Origin of the sequence: Nostoc sp. UHCC 0302, assembly GCF_038096175.1 — a bacterium.
Classification (GTDB): Bacteria; Cyanobacteriota; Cyanobacteriia; order Cyanobacteriales; family Nostocaceae; genus UHCC-0302.
Map to the genome: position 1 here is coordinate 4,239,415 of NZ_CP151099.1, position 17,423 is coordinate 4,256,837.

Here is a 17,423-nt window from a genome sequence, read left to right on the forward strand (position 1 = left end):
GAGCAAGATTTACCACAAACGTCGAGTTGAATACGCATCAAAAATCGTATCAGCACTCAGTATATGAATATTTTCTACTAAAGCTTGTGCAATTAAAAGTCGGTCGAATGGGTCACGGTGATGCAGAGGTAGCGTGGCAACAATAGCAACATGGCTAACTTTTATATCGAGTAAACTGAAGTCGTTGAGACTAAGTTGCTGTGTAATAAATATTTCAAATGGCAGATTAAACGCAAGCTTTCCTATACTCTGTTTAATTGCTATTTCCCAAAGACTGGCTATACTCAGTAAAATTTGATTATTTTCGTCATTAATTAAGGCTAACACTGTATTACTAAGTTTTGAATTATCCGTCACATACCAAATAAAAGTATGTGTATCTAGCAGTAGTTTCATCACATATAGTCTTGGAAATCTTCTAGTGGTGCATCAAAGTCATCAGAGATTGTGATTAAACCTTTTGCGCTTCCAGGTTGACGGCGGCGTTTAACTGGCAACACAGGAGTTAACTTTACCACAGGTTGATTATCTTTAATGATGATGATTTCCTCACCCTTGAGTGCTGCTTCAATTAAGTCAGGCAAATGTAGAGATGCTTCAGCTAGAGAAATTTGCTGCATATATTTTATGATAATTTCAAAACTGGGAATTGTTTATCGGCATCAAAAATGTAAAATTATTTCAACCCTTGCTTAGTTGGTTGCCAACCTTGCTCCAAAGCTAGCAAGATAACTGAACGTACTAGAGAAGGAATAATCAATTGATAAGGAAATATCGCAGTCAGCCGTTGTTCTGTCTGAGGTTTACTTACGACAGTTAGCTTGATGTAACCGCTATCGCGTGAAACAGTCCAACAGTAGGCTATATTATTCACCGCAATTTGGCTTGTTACCTTTTCTAACTATGCCATCAAACTATTTACCTTTTTTATAGGATAACTTAAGGCGATCGCTATTTGCCCATCGCTAACTTTAAGGAAACCAATTTAACCAAGCATCCCAATTTTCCACTATTTTGGCAAATTCTGCATAACCTCTTGCTCTAGGATGAGCGCCATCATTAGCTCTTGCTTCATCTATCCAGATACTTGATTTTTCTAATATCGGAAAAACATCTAAATATGGGATATTTAATTCATTACAAACCAAATGAAACTGTTTAGATAAATCACTAGTTCTCTGTTTTCTCTGGAGGTCTTCCTGTTCTGCATACGGTGCAGGCCCTACCATCAATACAGAATATAACTGTTGAGCTTCACTGAGAATTTTACGCGTATTATTGATTGAATCTGTGAAATCTACACGAGTTTTACCATTTTCCACTCTTGTATCATTCAATCCGAAAGAGAACACAACTCTACCTTCGTATTCTTTAGGTAGCCGAACTGATACTTCCTGTAACCAACGCTTCGCTATATCAGTACTCGTATCTCGCCTAATTCCTAAATTATAGTAGGTGATGTCATAACCTTTTTTATTAGCATTAACACATACTCTTCCTGCCCATCCAAGACATTCTGGATCTCCAGTACCATTGACAAATGAATCACCAACAAAGCAAATTCTGATTTCTGAGAAATGTGCTGAATTCATTTAAATTATCTTGTCTTAAAAATAACGTGGGTTCGGCGAGTGCTATGTTGACCCCTCCCCTAGGAGGCTATAGTGTACACACAAGTCTTGATAATCACACCTAAAACTTAATTTCGTTGCCCTAGCCCTAAAATTAGTGGGATAAATAGAGTTTCCAGTTGCCCAAAATTTGGGTATTTACGGGACTAAAAGAGTTGAAACCTTTGCAGTCTATACTTGTGTGTACACGGTAGCCCCTAGCAGGGAAGGGGCTGGGGGTTAGGTCTTTCTAGAACTCAACTGCAAACATATATATATTTACAATAAAGTGTTTTATAACTTATCTTTCACAACAGAGCATAAAAATTCTCCATTCCCCACTCCCTACTCCCCACTTGAGGTTACAAATAAATGCCGTGGTTCGTAAAAATTGAAGAAGGCAAAGTAGATAAACCCACCTTTGACCAATATGTAGCTGCTCATAAAGCCTACGTTCAAGACTTGATTGATAAAGGACACAAGGCGCGAACTGGCTATTGGGCAGAGCAAAGAGGTGGAATGCTACTGTTTGAGGCAGCCTCAAAGGATGAAGCAGAAGCAATTGTGGCTCGCGATCCATTGGTAGAAAACGGTTGCGTCAACTATCAGCTTTACGAATGGAAAATTGTATTGGAATAACACACAGTCACGGACTTTTAATGCTATACTATTAACAGACCTGGATCTATGCGACTGCAACGCCTAAACCTTGTCAGAACCGGAAGGTGGCAGCAACACGGGATGCTTGTAGTAGGCTTAGTCTCCGGGTCGCCCTATTTCTAGGAGCGTTCAGCAGCAATGCCTGGTTTTGGAGATATTGTTCAAAAAGCTTTTTACCTCGGTGTTGGATTAGCTTCTTACGCAGGTGAGAAAGCAGGGGGAAAATTAGCCCAAGTGCGATCGCAAGTCCAAAAACTGGCAGATGAAATGGTGGCAAAGGGCGAAATGAACACAGAAGAAGCCCGCCGCTTCGTCGAAGAGATGATGAAGCAAGCCCAACAAGCCCCAGCATCTGAAGAAACCCCTGACAAAAAGCCTTCTTCTGAACCTCGTCGCATCGAAATCTTAGAGGAAGATGAAGAACCAACCGTCAAAGAGGTATCTAATGATGGGAATGTTGATGACTTGCGTGATCAAGTGTTAGAACTGCAAAACGAGTTAAAACGTCTGCAAACAGACAAATAAAAAGCAATTTTTTACCTAGAGTGTCGGCAGTAAGCGGCACTTTGGCATAGCGTTAAAGAGTAAAAGTTGATAACATACATTGCTTAGGGTGTACTCTAGTGCTTTAAGCCAGTTAGCACTAGGCGTCCTGTTTATAGCTAGTAGGGGCGTCAAGTTTATGGAACAATGGCAAAAAGATTTAATGGACATTGTAGAAACAGTAGCTGAAGAAGTAGAGCGATTCTTCCTCGGAATGACTGAAGTCGTAGATACGTTTATTGAACTAACAGAAGAATTTACAGAGCAAGTACAAAGTACTTTTGTTGCTGAGGTTGACCAGTATTTAAACGATTTACATGATCTGGCTGAACCGATTATGGAAGTCTACTGGGAACTGGAAGATGTTGTAGGAGATGTAGATCCAGGTTTTCCTTATTCCGTTGAAGCCACAAGAGAAAAAAATCCTGCTTGCATCGGTTGTAGTAACTACCACGGGCAAGTTTATGGTGGTAACTTATTAGTTTGTGGAATGCACCCTCATGGATGGGATGATCAGAATTGTCCTGACTGGGAGGAGTAGGGGACAAGGGGGGAGTTGACAGTTGACAGTTGACAGTTGACAGTTGACAGAGGGGACTAATGACAAATGACAAATAACAAATGACAAATGACTACTGATAAATTACCTGAAACTGTAACTCAAGCTGACCAAGAAATGAAATATGGCGAACGCAACATTGCGGAAGGAGAATTAATTACCTTTCCGAATCCGCGTGTTGGTAGACGTTATAATATCGATATTAGTTTGCCAGAATTTACCTGTAAATGTCCGTTTTCTGGTTATCCAGACTTTGCGACAATTTATATTAGCTATGTACCAGATGAGCGAGTAGTGGAACTAAAAGCGCTAAAGCTTTACATTAATAGTTATCGCGATCGCTATATTTCTCACGAAGAATCTGCCAATCAAATTCTAGATGATTTTGTTGCGGCTTGTGACCCTTTAGAAGTCACGGTGAAAGCAGATTTTACTCCCCGTGGTAATGTTCATACAGTGGTTGAAGTAACTCATCAAAAGTAGAGAATTGATTTCTTGAGTCTTTACTAATGCAAGTTTTCCTTTACCCAACTTCTGAAAGCTCTAATTGCTTGACTTCTCCCAACGGTGCTGCCAACTAATATTCTGAAGCAACATTTGTTGCCCTGGCTTGACAATAATTTGTTGCAGTTCTAAAAGCATATACTCTAAAAGAGTAGTAAATTAGCTATACTTAGTGTCTTAGTGTCTTTGTGGTTCAAGATTTTTTTAAACACCAAGACACCAAAACACTAAGAAAAATTGTTGATATGATATTTTAAGCTTTAATTGAAATCTCTTTTTCTTCAGTCTTAGGTTGTGAAGTTAGACGATCTAAAATATCTAAAACTTCTTGTTCAAAGGCAACTTGGGCGCGATTGGTTTTACCACCAAAATATAAGCGATCGCCTTTTTGCAATGCCCAAATTTGGGAGTGAGAAAAGTAACTCATCACCACACCTAACATCAGCAAAGCAAAGCCTGAGTAAACAATGGGTATACCTGGATCAGCTTTAATTTGTAAACCAGTGCTACCGATAACATCAAGAATTTTTAAAGTCACACCGTTGACTTGGATGGACATTCCAGCCCGCACAGTATTAACAAGCTTACCAGTGGCATCGTAAATTAACACCATACCTTGCAAGTCTTTGGCTAACAGCGAAACTCCTGCACTCAAATCCGGTTTAGTAGGAATCCAAGTCCCCCAAATCCGCCCTTTGCCGTTGGTGTTTAATGGAGCCATCGGGAGTTGAAAAATCGGGCTGTTGTTAATGCGGACGCGAACAGCTGAGAGTCCCCAATCTGTCTGATAGAAAGTTACGCCATGATAACGCAGAGGTTGATTAACAAAAATTTTCTTGTGATCAACTTCTTGCCCCTGCTTATCCAATACAGACATATCCGAGTAAAATTGGTCAATTTCACCCGATGGAGTGTAATCAATCCAAAAACGATTAACTCGCACAGACCAATCTTTGGGAACTTGGTTTGCAGCCCAAGGGCCAGCATCAATAATATTTTTTACTTGAAATGTGTTGCCACTGGGAACCATTTCTTGGGCAATAAAACCCGTCATTGCTCCCCAAATTCCCCCCAATAGAATCGCGACGATACCTATGTGAACAATAATTGGGCCGATGCGTCCAACTATTCCCTTGCGGGCGTAAAGGATATCGTCTTTTTCTTGTTTTTCTTGAAAAATCTTATAGCGACGATTCCGCAATATTTGGTTTAAGGATTCAACAGAACCAGTATCTAGTTCTGCACTCAAAGCTAATTTTTGAAATTGCCGGGGTTCTTTGTAATAATTCCAACGACGGGCGGCTTTTAAAGCTGGTAACTGACGGGTAAAAGAGCAAGCAGTTAAGCTAGTGCCAAATAGAATCAGTAATGACAAGAACCACCAAGTCCGATATACATGGTCTAAGCCAACTACCTGAATTACCTTCCAAGTTAAGAAACCAAACAAGGCGGGATGTTCTGGGTAATTTGCTTGGTAGAATCCGGGTGACTGTCCTTGCTCAATTACAGTACCAGTGGCGCTGAAGATAGCGATTAACAGCAGTAGTGCGATCGCTAATCGTAAATTTGTCAGTATAGGTAAAAGTTCCTGCCGCAAGAACTGCCCAGGTACTGACCACCACCTTAATTCTTTGGATGCTGAATCTTCTAAAGTCATGGTTTAAAAACTGCCAAGGGGAATCCGAGAAATTAAGGAAAATACGCCAAATCCTACTAATAGCGCTCCGCTGACTGGGTTAATCCAACCAGACCAACGACGCAACTCTAGCAATTTCTTAATTGATGCAGTAAAACTACCTGCCAAAATCAACGGTGCTACATATCCTGCTGCGTAAGCAAGTAGCAAAACCGCGCCTAAAATGAAGTCTTGCGTATTCGCAACCCAACCTAGCAAGCTGGCTAAAACAGGTGTGCTACAAGGGGACGCAACTAAGCCGAAAGTCAATCCAATCAGGTAGGAACGGACTCCGGGTGGTAAATCTTTAGAAATCCAATTAGTTTCGCCCAAAGATGGAAATTGTAGGGGTAGTGCTTCTAGTAGGTTTAGCCCCATCAAAATAGCAATGATGCTCACGATAATTGGCAAACCAATTCCCACCTGACCGTAGACTTTTCCTACCAAAACTGCTACGATTCCTAGTCCTGTGAGTGTAGTTGCCAATCCCAAAGCGAACCAAGTTGATTGGGCAGCTGCTTGCAAGCGGCTTTTTGCTTCATAACCGCCAATATAGCCAATTGTAATTGGCAGCATGGAAAGCATACAGGGCGTGAGGCTCGTGAGCAAGCCAGCTGCAAAGATGATGCCAACACTCAACAGACTCAGGTGTGTGAGTTGGTTAGCAACAAGGGTGTTGGCAAAGTATTCTAGTTGGTAAAGTCGGGTTTGCAGAGTCTCCAGCATGGGGTATTTCTGAGCGGGAAATGCTTGATCTGCTTGAATTTTAGCTTACTTTGAGCTTCTGGGTTGGAGCGATCGCCCCAGGGGTATTTCACAAGATTGGGGATTGACTCGTTATTCAGCACTATTTCGACGATTAAATACTGAAGCAATCATTGTAAACAAATCTAAATTACAACTATATAGAAATTAGAAGATTTTTGACAAGTAGAGTATTCTATTTTTCATCGACACACTGCAAAATTGATACTAACCAAATATGTCTAACATAAATCATTCCGAAATCTCGCATGAGATACAGCCTACAGAGGCGCTACTGCAAATGATTGTTAGTCCTTGGGTTTCGCGATCAATTTATGTTGCAGCTGAACTAGGTATTGCTGATTTACTCAAAGATGGTTCGCAAAGTTGTGGAGAATTGGCGAAGGTAACAGGTGTTGATGAGCGATCGCTCTACCGATTATTACGCGCTCTTGCTAGTGTTGGTGTATTCGCCGAAAGCCAACCGGGTTGCTTTGAATTGACACCTCTAGCGGAATGTCTTCAGTCTAATAGAAAAGACTCACTACGCGGTTACGCTATCAAGTCAGGTCAAGTCTGGGATTTGCAACCTTGGGGTCATCTGCTTGAATGTATAAAAACTGGCAAACCTGTCTTTGAAAATCTCTTTGGTGTGGATATCTTTGAGTATCTGAGTGAGCATCCCGAAGCAGCTAAAATTTATGACCAGTCGATGACCAGTTTTTCCGCTAAAAGGATTGCTGCAATTACTGCTGAATATGATTTTTCGGCAATTAATACCTTAGTTGAAGTAGGAGGTGGACGTGGTAGCCTTCTTGCCTCTATTCTCAAAGCTAATTTGACAATGAAAGGTGTTCTCTGCGATGTACCTCATGTTATCGAAGGTGCAAAGCAACTCATTGCAGGGGAGGGACTTTCCCAACGCTGTGAACTTGTGGCGGGAGATTTCTTTGAGTCAGTGCCTAGTGGTGGTGATGCTTACTTGCTCAAGCATATTATTCACGACTGGGATGATGAACGCGCTCTTCAAATTCTCCAGAATTGCCGCCGTGTGATGCAGCCGAATACAAAGCTTTTAGTAATTGAAATGGTGATTCCAAAAGGAAACGAGCCATTCTTCGGTAAACTCTTAGACTTGCAAGTAATGCTTAATTATCCAGGTGGTTGCGAACGCACTGAAGCTGAGTATCAAGACCTTTTTGAAGCCGCAGGTTTCAATTTGACAAATATTGTATCGACATCAACACCATTGAGTGTAATTGAGGGTGTACCTGCCAAGAGCGATCGCATCTCTGTTTTTTGAGAACCAGAAATTGGTAAAATTATACATTCTTTCTCAGCAATAGTATGCAAGAACAAGAATTTTACCGCGCTGATCCGTTAGCTCGCTGGTTGATTGATAAATGTCATTTGAAACCTGTGAGTTTAGCACTGTTGTCAATTCTAGTTTCATCTGCTATTTACCTATTCGTTGCTGCGGTAACTAAAACGTTAGTCTTGCCAGAGAAAGATAAGTATTTAGGATTACTCCAAGATTGGTTTGCATGGGTCTGGATCTGCTTGCTCAATCCTGTAATATTTGGCTACTACCTATGGTCATTTAAAGCGATTTACCGCCTAATTGTTTACCTGGAAAAATCAGATATTGTTGATATTTCCGAGACAAAAATTAAAACTGTATTGTTGCATTATAAACAGCCGTGGCGCAAATTCTTAGCTTTGGCAGCAGCAGTCAGCTACGGAATATGGTATTTCTTTGTGCAGCAAAATGTTCACAACTGGACAGGATCTGATGGAAAACTGCCAGCCCTAACAGGTGCAATTAACGGTGTTGCAATATTTTACACTGGAACTATATTAGTTCTCACCTTGATAACTAATGTTCAGGTACTGCATGAACTACTAGGCAATAAGCAACTCAAAATTAATCCTCTGCATCCTGATCGCTGTGGTGGATTAAGTCCGTTGAGCCAATATTCTCTAAATACAGCTTACCTAGTTGCTATATTTGGCATGATGATTACCTTGAGTAATTATCAATTTATAACTGAAGGAATAGTAAAGCAATATTGGTACTTTAATATTACACTTCTGCTATATATTCCCATATCAATAGTGTGCTTTTTTGGCCCTTTACTTGCTGCACGCAGAGGGATGAAAAGAGTAAAAGAAGAATTACTCAGCGAGATTGCAAAACATTTTCATGAAAATTATGTTCATATTCATACAAGTTTAAATAGCGATGTGGAAATTTTGAAGAAAGAAACTGCCAAACTGCAAGAATTACGTTCTCTATACACATTGACTAATGAATTTCCTGTATGGCCTTTTGATGTCATCACCTTCCGTCAGTACTTGCTATCTGTTCTCACGCCCCTTATTCCATTACTAATTAAGTTAGGAGAATACTTACTTAAGATGCGGTTTAAGTAAAAATAAAATTAGTGTAAGGTAGGCAGTGTATTACAAGCAGTACGGTAGTCATTTATAAAGTAAAAACAAAATTAATGTAGTGGCACAACACTGCTAATTTTGTACATAAAACAGCAAGACAATTTTCTTTTCTCTCTCTGTGTTCTCTGTGCCTCTGCGGTTTGTTAATCCACTATTTTAATTCGATCGCGCTAGTATAGTGTGTTAACAGTAACAGGTGCGTGATAGCAAAGCCATAACACACCCTACTAGCGCTTTTCGTGGGAATGGAATTTACAATAAACTCTAGAACCTATACCCCACAAAAAATAATAAATTATCCGAAAGCATCGCTGAATAATGACTGTAGATGTTGAGTACATTATTAATAGATATTAATAGATGCAGTATTGCAGATGAGATATTAATATATGCAGTATTTATTTAGAGTTAACTTAAGAGCCGCGAGTAGTCAATCAATCATTAACTAAATAAGTAGCAAATTCTACTGATAAATATTTAGTTTTAATTTTTGATGCAGAGAATAGAATACATAGACTTCCTGGCTCTGGCTATTTCTAATTCATCTATACCTGCTTTCTGTTAATGCAGTTTAGAGGCTAGGACAAAATTAAAGTTATGAACAAAAGTTTTGCAACCATCGACGGGAATGAAGCTGTTGCCCGTGTTGCTTACAAATTAAATGAAGTGATTGCTATTTATCCCATCACCCCCTCGTCAGCGATGGGTGAATGGGCTGATGCTTGGTCAGCTGAGGGTCGTCCCAATCTCTGGGGTACTGTTCCTAGCGTTGTCCAGATGCAGAGTGAAGGCGGGGCGGCGGGTGCAGTGCATGGGGCATTGCAAACAGGTTCCTTGAGTACCACATTCACGGCATCTCAGGGACTATTGTTGATGATACCCAATCTCTACAAAATCGCTGGGGAATTGACTAGCGCTGTGGTTCACGTTGCTGCACGCTCCCTAGCTACCCACGCTTTATCAATTTTCGGTGACCATAGCGACGTTATGGCAGCACGCGCTACTGGCTTTGCGCTGCTGTGTTCCGCTTCGGTGCAGGAAAGCCAAGACTTTGCGCTTATCGCCCATGCTGCTACTTTAGAGGCGCGAGTCTCGTTTATGCACTTCTTTGATGGTTTCCGCACATCTCATGAAGTACAGAAAGTAAAACTGCTAACAGACGGCGATTTGCGATCGCTCATTCATGATCACTTAATATTCGCCCACCGCAACAGGGCGTTGACCCCAGACCGTCCAGTGTTACGGGGTACAGCCCAAAACCCTGATGTTTACTTCCAATCCCGTGAAGGTGCTAACCCTTACTACAACGATTGTCCCGAAATTGTCCAGCAGATTATGGATAAATTTGGCGAAGTTACGGGAAGGTATTATCAAATCTATGAATATTACGGCGCGAGTGATGCCGATCGCGTCATTGTGATCATGGGTTCCGGCTGTGAAACAGTACATGAAACGGTAGATTATCTCAACGCCCGTGGAGAAAAAGTCGGTGTGCTGAAAGTCAGACTTTACCGTCCCTTTGATGTGCAAAGGTTTATAAAAGTACTTCCAGCTAGTGTACAGGCGATCGCTGTTCTCGACCGCACCAAAGAACCAGGTAGCGCCGGGGAACCATTGTATTTAGATGTGGTAGCTGCTATCCATGAGGCGGGGGATGATCGGGGAAGTGGGAGAGTTTCCCCCACCCCTCAAGTTGTTGGTGGTCGTTATGGTCTTTCCTCCAAGGAATTTACCCCTGCGATGGTAAAGGGCATCTTCGACAACCTCACCCAAGCTAAACCGAAAAATCACTTTACTATCGGTATCAATGATGACGTCAGTCATACTTCCTTGAGCTTTGACTCTAACTTCTCCACTGAACCGGATAACGTTGTACGAGCGATGTTTTACGGGTTAGGTTCTGATGGTACAGTCGGTGCTAACAAAAACTCAATTAAGATTATTGGTGAAGAAACAGACAACTACGCCCAAGGTTATTTTGTTTATGACTCCAAGAAATCTGGCTCAATGACTGTTTCTCACTTGCGCTTTGGTCCTAAGCCAATTCGCTCCACTTATTTAATTGACAAAGCCAACTTTATTGGTTGCCATCACTGGGGATTTCTAGAACGCATTGATATATTGAAAGCTGCTGCACTTGGGGCAACTTTGCTGCTCAACAGTCCTTATGATGCTGATACTGTCTGGGAAAATCTGCCGCAGAAAGTGCAGCAGCAAATTATTGATAAGCAACTGAAGTTATACATAATTGATGCTAACCAAGTTGCCCGTGAAAGTGGCATGGGTGGACGGATTAACACCATTATGCAAGTGTGTTTCTTTGCTTTAGCGAATGTCTTGCCGCAAGCAGAAGCGATCGCCAAAATCAAACAAGCGATTGAAAAGACTTATGGTAAGAAAGGGGCAGAAGTTGTCCGCATGAATCTGCAAGCTGTAGACAACACACTAGACAACTTGCATAAGGTAGATATACCACAGACAATCCAAAATCCTAATTCTTGTACAGACGCGATTAATCGCGTTAGGAGTAGAGACGTGATTAATCGCGTCTCTAGCAATTGCGCTCCAGAATTTGTCCGCGATGTCTTGGGTAAAATCATGTCTTGGGAAGGCGATGATTTACCTGTAAGTAGCTTACCAGCAGACGGAATTTTTCCCAGTGGTACTGCCAAATGGGAAAAACGCAATGTGGCACAAGAGATACCTGTGTGGGAGCCGGATGTCTGCGTTCAATGTGGTAAGTGCGTGATGGTTTGCCCTCACAGTGCTATCCGCGCCAAGGCTTATCAACCGGGTGAGTTGGTTAATGCACCAGAAAGCTTTAAGTCAATTAATGCGAAAGATAAAGACTTCGCCAATCAAAAATTTACGATTCAAGTTGCCCCAGAAGACTGTACGGGATGTACTATTTGTGTAAATATTTGCCCTGCAAAAAATAAGTCTGAGCCATCGCTGAAAGCGATTAACATGGCGCAGCAGCTACCTTTGCGGGAACAAGAACGGAAAAACTGGGATTTCTTTTTAAGTTTGCCAAATCCTGACAGACAACAATTAAAACTTAATCAGATTCGTCAACAACAACTGCAAGAACCTTTATTTGAATTCTCTGGTGCTTGTGCGGGTTGTGGCGAAACACCTTATTTAAAATTATTAACACAACTGTTTGGCGATCGCTCTGTGATTGCCAATGCTACAGGTTGTTCGTCAATCTACGGCGGGAACCTTCCCACTACCCCTTGGACGAAAAACGCCGAAGGACGCGGCCCAGCATGGTCTAATAACTTATTTGAAGATAACGCTGAATTTGGTTTTGGCTTCCGCCTCTCTTTAGATAAACAAGCTGAATTTGCCGCAGAATTATTGCAACAGTTGAGCGGTGAAATAGATGAAAACTTCGTCAATTCCATCCTCAAAGCTGAACAAAAATCTGAAGCTGATATTTGGGAACAACGGGAAAGAGTAGCACTGTTAAAACAAAAGTTAGAAAACGCAATTTATAGTACCTCTAGCGATGAACTAAAATCCAAAATTCAAAATCTTCAATCGATTGCTGACTACTTGGTAAGGAAAAGTGTCTGGATTGTTGGCGGTGATGGTTGGGCTTATGACATTGACTTTGGCGGTATCGACCATGTAATTGCCAGTGGTCGGAATGTCAATATCTTGGTGATGGATACCGAAGTGTATTCAAATACTGGTGGTCAATCTTCCAAAGCTACACCAAGGGCAGCGGTTGCTAAGTATGCCGCTAGTGGGAAGCCTGCGCCTAAAAAAGACTTAGGTTTAATTGCTATGACCTATGGAAATGTCTACGTAGCGAGTGTAGCCTTGGGTGCTAGAGATGAACATACTTTGAAAGCTTTTCTAGAGGCAGAAGCTTATGATGGGCCATCACTGATTATTGCTTACAGCCATTGCATTGCTCACGGCATTAATATGACCACAGCGATGAATCATCAGAAAACATTGGTAGAATCAGGTCGATGGTTATTATATCGTTATCATCCTGACTTAGAAAAACAGGGTAAGAATCCTTTGCAATTGGATATGCGATCGCCTACACAGCCTGTAGAAAACTCAATGTACCAAGAAAATCGCTTCAAAATGCTGACCAAAAGTAAACCTGAGCTTGCCAAGCATTTGCTAGAACAGGCGCAATCTGAAGTTGATGCGCGTTGGCAGATGTATCAATATCTAGCAGAGCGGAAAATATAATTCGTAATTCCTATAGAGACGCGATTAATCGCGTCTCTACAATGGTCTAATCGCGTCTCTACAATGGTATATCTGTCACTAGCGTGATGAGCGAAATACTACCCGACCGGGGGATTCTTCCTGATTAATTCGCGCATAAACTCGAAGACAAGTCAACACTTCCCCAGGAATTCCTCCACAATCTAGTTGCAGGTCATCTTTAGATAAAGCACAGATATCAGCATAAAGTCCTGATAGTTGCCGAATTCGCACATCATTACCTGCATTAATGGCTCTGTCGGCAACTTTTTTGAGAATGCGGCGCGATTCTTGTTGCAGTTTACCCCACCAAGAATAGCGTTCAACTGGTGGGACGAATACTAAAGAGTGTATTGCTTCATCCATGTCAATCCAGGTACGCAGGCTCAACAAGGGATCGGCATTTTCTTCAGCTTTTTGTGTGCGGTGAAAGCGATCGCTTAAAGCGTCAAGATATTGATTACGCTGTTCTGGCTTGGAGTGTAAAGAGATGATATCAAAGCCAAAAATGCTCTTTAAAGCATGATGTAAATCCGGCTCTATCTCAATAAAATTTATACAAACTAACAGTAATCCAGCTAGTAAATACAAATTACCCGACTCATTACCTTGTGTAATTTCAGAATTTAATAGTGCTTTTTGAGATAAGCATAATCCCTGAGTAATAACAGTACCTTTAAGTCCAGGGTAAATAATTTCATCTCGGCAAAAGGGAAGTTGATACAGATTAGAATTATCCTCGATTGCACCAGCTTCCTGAGCAACATCCAAAGCACGCTGTTGCCAAGATGTTGCTAAATCCTCTGGAACTCTTAGCAGCTTGCGTTGAATTTCGTTCCACAAATCTGAGTCTGTCTGACTTTGCAGTGGAGAATTTCCTAAATAGTATCTGAGTTCCGGGTCAGAATCGAAAGCTTTTTGGAGGTGAATTAGTTTTAACTCATCTGGGGGCGATATGATTGCAGTAGCATCTTCCCAACCAGAATCTTGCTGTAGAGGTACAGGTTGCAACAAGTTATGAAGTTCTTGCAGCACCTCATCGCATACTTTGGCTCCTGGATCTTGTGGTAATTCTGTCCTAGCTTGATTTAAAGCAGATTCTAATCCATGCAGGCTAAACCGCAGTAAATGAGCTAATTCTGAGTTTTCTATTTCTAATAACTGACGTAGACGCTGCATGAATATCACCTTTTCTTTTTATCTCACGCAGAGGCGCAGAGAGAAAGAGTTTTCGACCACATTTTGGTAATGATTTGTAATTCAAATTTAGTACCGCCTTCTATCTCAAACCAAGGCGCTAATCAAACCTCTGCGTCTCTGCGTCTCTGCGTGAGGCAAGTATTAATAGACTCAAAAATCTATTTCCCATGCCCCATTTAATGTATACCGCTAAAAGGATCACGTTCTTTATCAACTTCATTGGGTTGTAACTCCAATTCGGCGTAAAAAACGCATCCCTCCAACTTCAGACATTCTTGATTTGTCGATGTCCAGTAAGGTACTGCACCAGCGTGCATCCGCAGAATCCCTTGATTGTCTATAGAAACACGATATTGGCAAGGGTAATCTGTAGTCACATCTGGTTTGCTAAGTGCGCCAATTCGTAACCATTTTTTGCTCTTGGTTTCTGTATCTGTTTGACATACATAAAAAGTATGTTGACCAGTTTGCGGAAAGGGAGGCAAGGGATTACTAATTAATCCTGTTCCCGGTTCGGTTACACCATCGCGCAAATAGTGAAATTGTTGCAGGTATGTACTATCAACATGGTCTGCTTCAAATACTAGATGATAAGCATCTGGTTGATCAACAGTTGCAGACTCAATTACATTGACGGCAATATCACCATCATTCAGGTTTTTGTTAAAGCGTTCAATCGCGATATTCCATTTCAACTTATCATCAACAAACAAACTTGATGTTTCTTCTATCTCAGAAGCTGCTGATATTGCTGCTCCTACATCAATGCCAGGAATGTCAATCAAATAATGGGGATTTCCTTGACAAAGGATTACGCTAAATTGGAGCGTTTGATCAATCTCAAATTGAACTTTGACTTTTCTGAGAAACTCTGATTCTTCCATCCCCAGTTTCTCCATCAGGTTTTTACCGTCAAAGCTACCCCAAAGCCTTAAATCTCCATCTTCGTAGTCTTGTCGATAAATAATATTGGTCAGTTGTATCCCTTGCCATTTTGTCCGCACCTTTGCCACTGGTTCCCAGGGTACAAGTTGATGAAGTTCTTGCCCAGCCTTGAATATAGTCAATAAGTCGTTGCTTTGGGTTTTGCGTTTGAAGTTGCAGGGTAAATAATAAAATAGGTTTTTGACATCAATTTCTAGTTGGTTGGCTCCCTTACGTAGCAATCCTTTGGATTCTTCTGGGTCGAATCTCAGTCTTCGCAGTTTCTCTGCGTAGCAAGCACCAGCAGATGTAGCTAGTTTGGTAAATTCCAGTACAAAGGTAATCCGCTCTGGATTCCAAACAAAATAGGGAGAGTTGCTAAATTCCTGATAAATATGGCGCTGCACTAAGTCAAGATTGCAAGTTTTGCCAGACAAAATTAACCAATCAACTTTCTGTGTGATCCCAGAGTTTTTGTTGGTATCATCGGGGCGTAAACGGCTCTCCATCAGCCCTTTAGCAATACCGATCGCTTCTTTAATTGCAGAAGCGGCGGCTCGTTCAAATTGCTGGCTGTCTAAGATGACGCAGATGCTATCTGGATCTTTTACCTGATATTTCACAGCGCTTTGAGTCAGCAGTTCGGAAATTTGTTGCTCAGATAACGTGAAGGTTAATAGAGAATTATCTCCGGTTGGCTTTTGCCCAAGTTTAAGTTTGGCTGCTTCTGCATGATCCCAAAGAGTATAAAAGGTTTGCAGGCGTTGCGGTGCTTGTTGCCAACGGGTAGGTAATACTTTTTCGGCAGTATCCAAGGCGTCTTTGTAAGCGACATCGCCTTCTGGATTCTCTCTATCCAGCGATTTTAATAGACTACCGCGTTTAAATCTGCCTTGTTCCAGAAAGCGATCGCTTAACTCTGAATTAATTAAATCTTCTAGCTTTTCGCTTTCAATATGGCCTGTTGTCACTGCTGCTAATAAAAAGTCAGCGATCGCTACTTTTAATAATCTAAAAATTCGCAGTGTAATTAACTCACCACCTAATTGTAAATGACCAGATGAACCTAACAGTTTGGGCGTGAGTTTATAATATCTTCCGCCTAAACCTCGGTCTTCATACTCGGCAAAGGCTGGAGTTTTGTCTTCTAAAGTTAGTTCAATTAAAGCTAAGTCTGTTGTTCCTCCGCCGATATCCAAAACCAGAACGTTTTGTGACCATTTGTTCTTTTCTTGACGACAACGTGTTTTAAATGACTCAATACCAATGTTGAGATTACCGCCAAATTCACGCCACAAGAAGAATATTGCGACAGAAACGGCTTCATCATAAGCAGTTTGCACGTCATCAATGCCCAGATGCTCAATTAGTTCTTTGATTTCCTTGCGTACCACTGGCGGCGCAACAGTGGGATAAGTGACAACTGCTGTTAAAAAATCTCCCTCAGAAAACCTGCGGCGGGCGCGTTGGCGGTAATCTTCGGTTAAATTTATGAGATGTCCCCAAGCTGCTTGGATTAAATCATTAACAGTAATTGTTTCTTCTTCACCATTTAAAATAACTCCAAAAGACCGCTCCTGACCAAAATAACGTTTGGGCGAGTGGTGAAACCTGCTGATAATTTCTTTTATAGAGCTGCTTGTGCCTTGAGCGATCGCTTTTTTTCTATTGTCTCTAGCTTCTCTACCCATCCGCAGATTTAAAGAAGTTAACTGAGAAATTTCCAACTCACTAGGAATTTCTGTATCGCGACGGTCGATATCTAGCACTACCGGAATCAAATTCTGCGACTCTAGGGTAGGGACACGGAACACCTCATGATATATCTGATAAAGTTTTTTGCTAACAGCACGGCGAAACTTTTCGCTATTACCCAAACACAGTTCGATTTGGCGAACCGCTTCTAAAAATCGCTCTTTGTTATCAGTTTCAAAAACTTCGCTTAATTGGCTGGGTTCTATCTCCAGATTTTTGCTAATATCAGCAATAAACTTTTCCCATTCACCAGCGCTAGCATCTGGTAAAGCTTCCCATGCTGGAGAACTCAGCCATTGTACCAAGCGATCGCGCAAACGTATTTCCTGTTCTTTTGGTAAAATTTCTGCGATCGGTACTTCAATCGGATCGAAAAGTGTAACTGTAGAATTGGACGTGCCAAAATCTAGGGCGAACCATCCCGGAAATCTTTTTTGTTGTTTCTCGCTTACTTGTTGAGCGCTATTTTTGTTCAGTTGAAAAGGATTCATTACGGTATTCGTGTGTTGGGCATTAGATATATGACTTTTTAAAGTTCAAAGGCTCGTCGCTCGCAGTCCCT

15 protein-coding genes, 1 other RNA gene and 1 pseudogene are annotated in these 17,423 nt (G+C 41.4%); 8 read left to right on the forward strand and 9 right to left on the reverse strand.

The features are described from left to right. Window positions 1-9 precede the first annotated feature (9 nt). The 4 genes from WKK05_RS18335 to WKK05_RS18350 all read right to left on the reverse strand — a co-directional run bounded on the left by WKK05_RS18335 (window position 10) and on the right by WKK05_RS18350 (window position 1,592). The gene (locus tag WKK05_RS18335; RefSeq protein ID WP_341524544.1) at window positions 10-396 is read right to left on the reverse strand and encodes a type II toxin-antitoxin system VapC family toxin; all 387 of its coding nucleotides are present in this window, start codon (window positions 394-396) and stop codon (window positions 10-12) included. Continuing rightward, on the reverse strand, window positions 396-620 hold the full coding sequence (locus tag WKK05_RS18340; RefSeq protein WP_341524545.1) for a DUF2281 domain-containing protein: 225 nt from the start codon (window positions 618-620) through the stop codon (window positions 396-398). The genes WKK05_RS18335 and WKK05_RS18340 overlap by 1 nt, the downstream gene beginning before the upstream one ends. Window positions 621-676: 56 nt before the next feature. After that, entirely contained in the window at window positions 677-874 is a 198-nt protein-coding gene (locus WKK05_RS18345) for a hypothetical protein (protein ID WP_341524546.1), read from the reverse strand. Window positions 875-971: 97 nt separating this feature from the next. Continuing rightward, window positions 972-1,592 (reverse strand): GDSL-type esterase/lipase family protein, encoded by a 621-nt coding sequence (locus WKK05_RS18350; RefSeq protein ID WP_341524547.1) that lies wholly within the window; start codon window positions 1,590-1,592, stop codon window positions 972-974. Between the two features lie 390 nt (window positions 1,593-1,982). Here WKK05_RS18350 and WKK05_RS18355 point away from each other — a divergent pair, with 390 nt between their 5' ends. The 5 genes from WKK05_RS18355 (at window position 1,983) to queF (ending at window position 3,855) form a co-directional block, all read left to right on the forward strand. Further along, the gene (locus tag WKK05_RS18355) at window positions 1,983-2,249 is read left to right on the forward strand and encodes a YciI family protein (protein WP_341524548.1); all 267 of its coding nucleotides are present in this window, start codon (window positions 1,983-1,985) and stop codon (window positions 2,247-2,249) included. Window positions 2,250-2,286: 37 nt separating this feature from the next. Continuing rightward, window positions 2,287-2,383, forward strand: an RNA gene (gene ffs, locus WKK05_RS18360) — signal recognition particle sRNA small type. 25 nt (window positions 2,384-2,408) lie between these two features. Continuing rightward, window positions 2,409-2,795: a phasin family protein gene (locus WKK05_RS18365; RefSeq protein ID WP_341524549.1), complete on the forward strand. Its 387-nt coding sequence runs from the start codon at window positions 2,409-2,411 to the stop codon at window positions 2,793-2,795. A gap of 157 nt (window positions 2,796-2,952) precedes the next feature. Then, complete coding sequence (locus tag WKK05_RS18370) at window positions 2,953-3,354, forward strand: hypothetical protein (RefSeq protein WP_341524550.1); 402 nt, start codon at window positions 2,953-2,955, stop codon at window positions 3,352-3,354. Window positions 3,355-3,441: 87 nt separating this feature from the next. Next, window positions 3,442-3,855, forward strand: coding sequence for a preQ(1) synthase (queF, locus tag WKK05_RS18375; protein ID WP_341524551.1), 414 nt, complete (start codon window positions 3,442-3,444; stop codon window positions 3,853-3,855). Between the two features lie 87 nt (window positions 3,856-3,942). On the opposite strand, the pseudogene WKK05_RS18380 reads toward queF, so the two are convergent. From WKK05_RS18380 to WKK05_RS18390, 3 genes and pseudogenes are all read right to left on the reverse strand, one after another. Beyond that, a pseudogene (locus WKK05_RS18380) lies at window positions 3,943-4,014 on the reverse strand (Uma2 family endonuclease); the annotation flags it as partial. Window positions 4,015-4,129: 115 nt separating this feature from the next. After that, entirely contained in the window at window positions 4,130-5,533 is a 1,404-nt protein-coding gene (locus tag WKK05_RS18385) for a cytochrome c biogenesis protein (protein ID WP_341524552.1), read from the reverse strand. A 3-nt stretch (window positions 5,534-5,536) separates the two neighbouring features. After that, window positions 5,537-6,277: a cytochrome c biogenesis protein CcdA gene (locus tag WKK05_RS18390; protein ID WP_341524553.1), complete on the reverse strand. Its 741-nt coding sequence runs from the start codon at window positions 6,275-6,277 to the stop codon at window positions 5,537-5,539. 256 nt (window positions 6,278-6,533) lie between these two features. On the opposite strand from WKK05_RS18390, the gene WKK05_RS18395 reads away from it, so the two are divergent. The 3 genes from WKK05_RS18395 (at window position 6,534) to nifJ (ending at window position 12,964) form a co-directional block, all read left to right on the forward strand. Beyond that, window positions 6,534-7,598 carry a methyltransferase gene (locus tag WKK05_RS18395; RefSeq protein ID WP_341524554.1) on the forward strand — a complete coding sequence of 355 codons (1,065 nt, stop codon included), beginning with the start codon at window positions 6,534-6,536 and terminating at the stop codon, window positions 7,596-7,598. A 44-nt stretch (window positions 7,599-7,642) separates the two neighbouring features. Further along, a complete protein-coding gene (locus WKK05_RS18400) occupies window positions 7,643-8,728 on the forward strand; it encodes a hypothetical protein (protein ID WP_341524555.1) in 1,086 nt (361 codons plus the stop codon). Window positions 8,729-9,346: 618 nt separating this feature from the next. Continuing rightward, window positions 9,347-12,964 (forward strand): pyruvate:ferredoxin (flavodoxin) oxidoreductase, encoded by a 3,618-nt coding sequence (gene nifJ, locus WKK05_RS18405; RefSeq protein ID WP_341524556.1) that lies wholly within the window; start codon window positions 9,347-9,349, stop codon window positions 12,962-12,964. Between the two features lie 78 nt (window positions 12,965-13,042). Here the strand turns inward: nifJ and WKK05_RS18410 are convergent, their stop codons facing one another. Together WKK05_RS18410 and WKK05_RS18415 are read right to left on the reverse strand one after the other, a co-directional pair. Next, window positions 13,043-14,161, reverse strand: coding sequence for a hypothetical protein (locus WKK05_RS18410; protein WP_341524557.1), 1,119 nt, complete (start codon window positions 14,159-14,161; stop codon window positions 13,043-13,045). A 197-nt stretch (window positions 14,162-14,358) separates the two neighbouring features. Next, entirely contained in the window at window positions 14,359-17,352 is a 2,994-nt protein-coding gene (locus tag WKK05_RS18415) for a molecular chaperone (protein WP_341524558.1), read from the reverse strand. Window positions 17,353-17,423 lie beyond the last annotated feature (71 nt).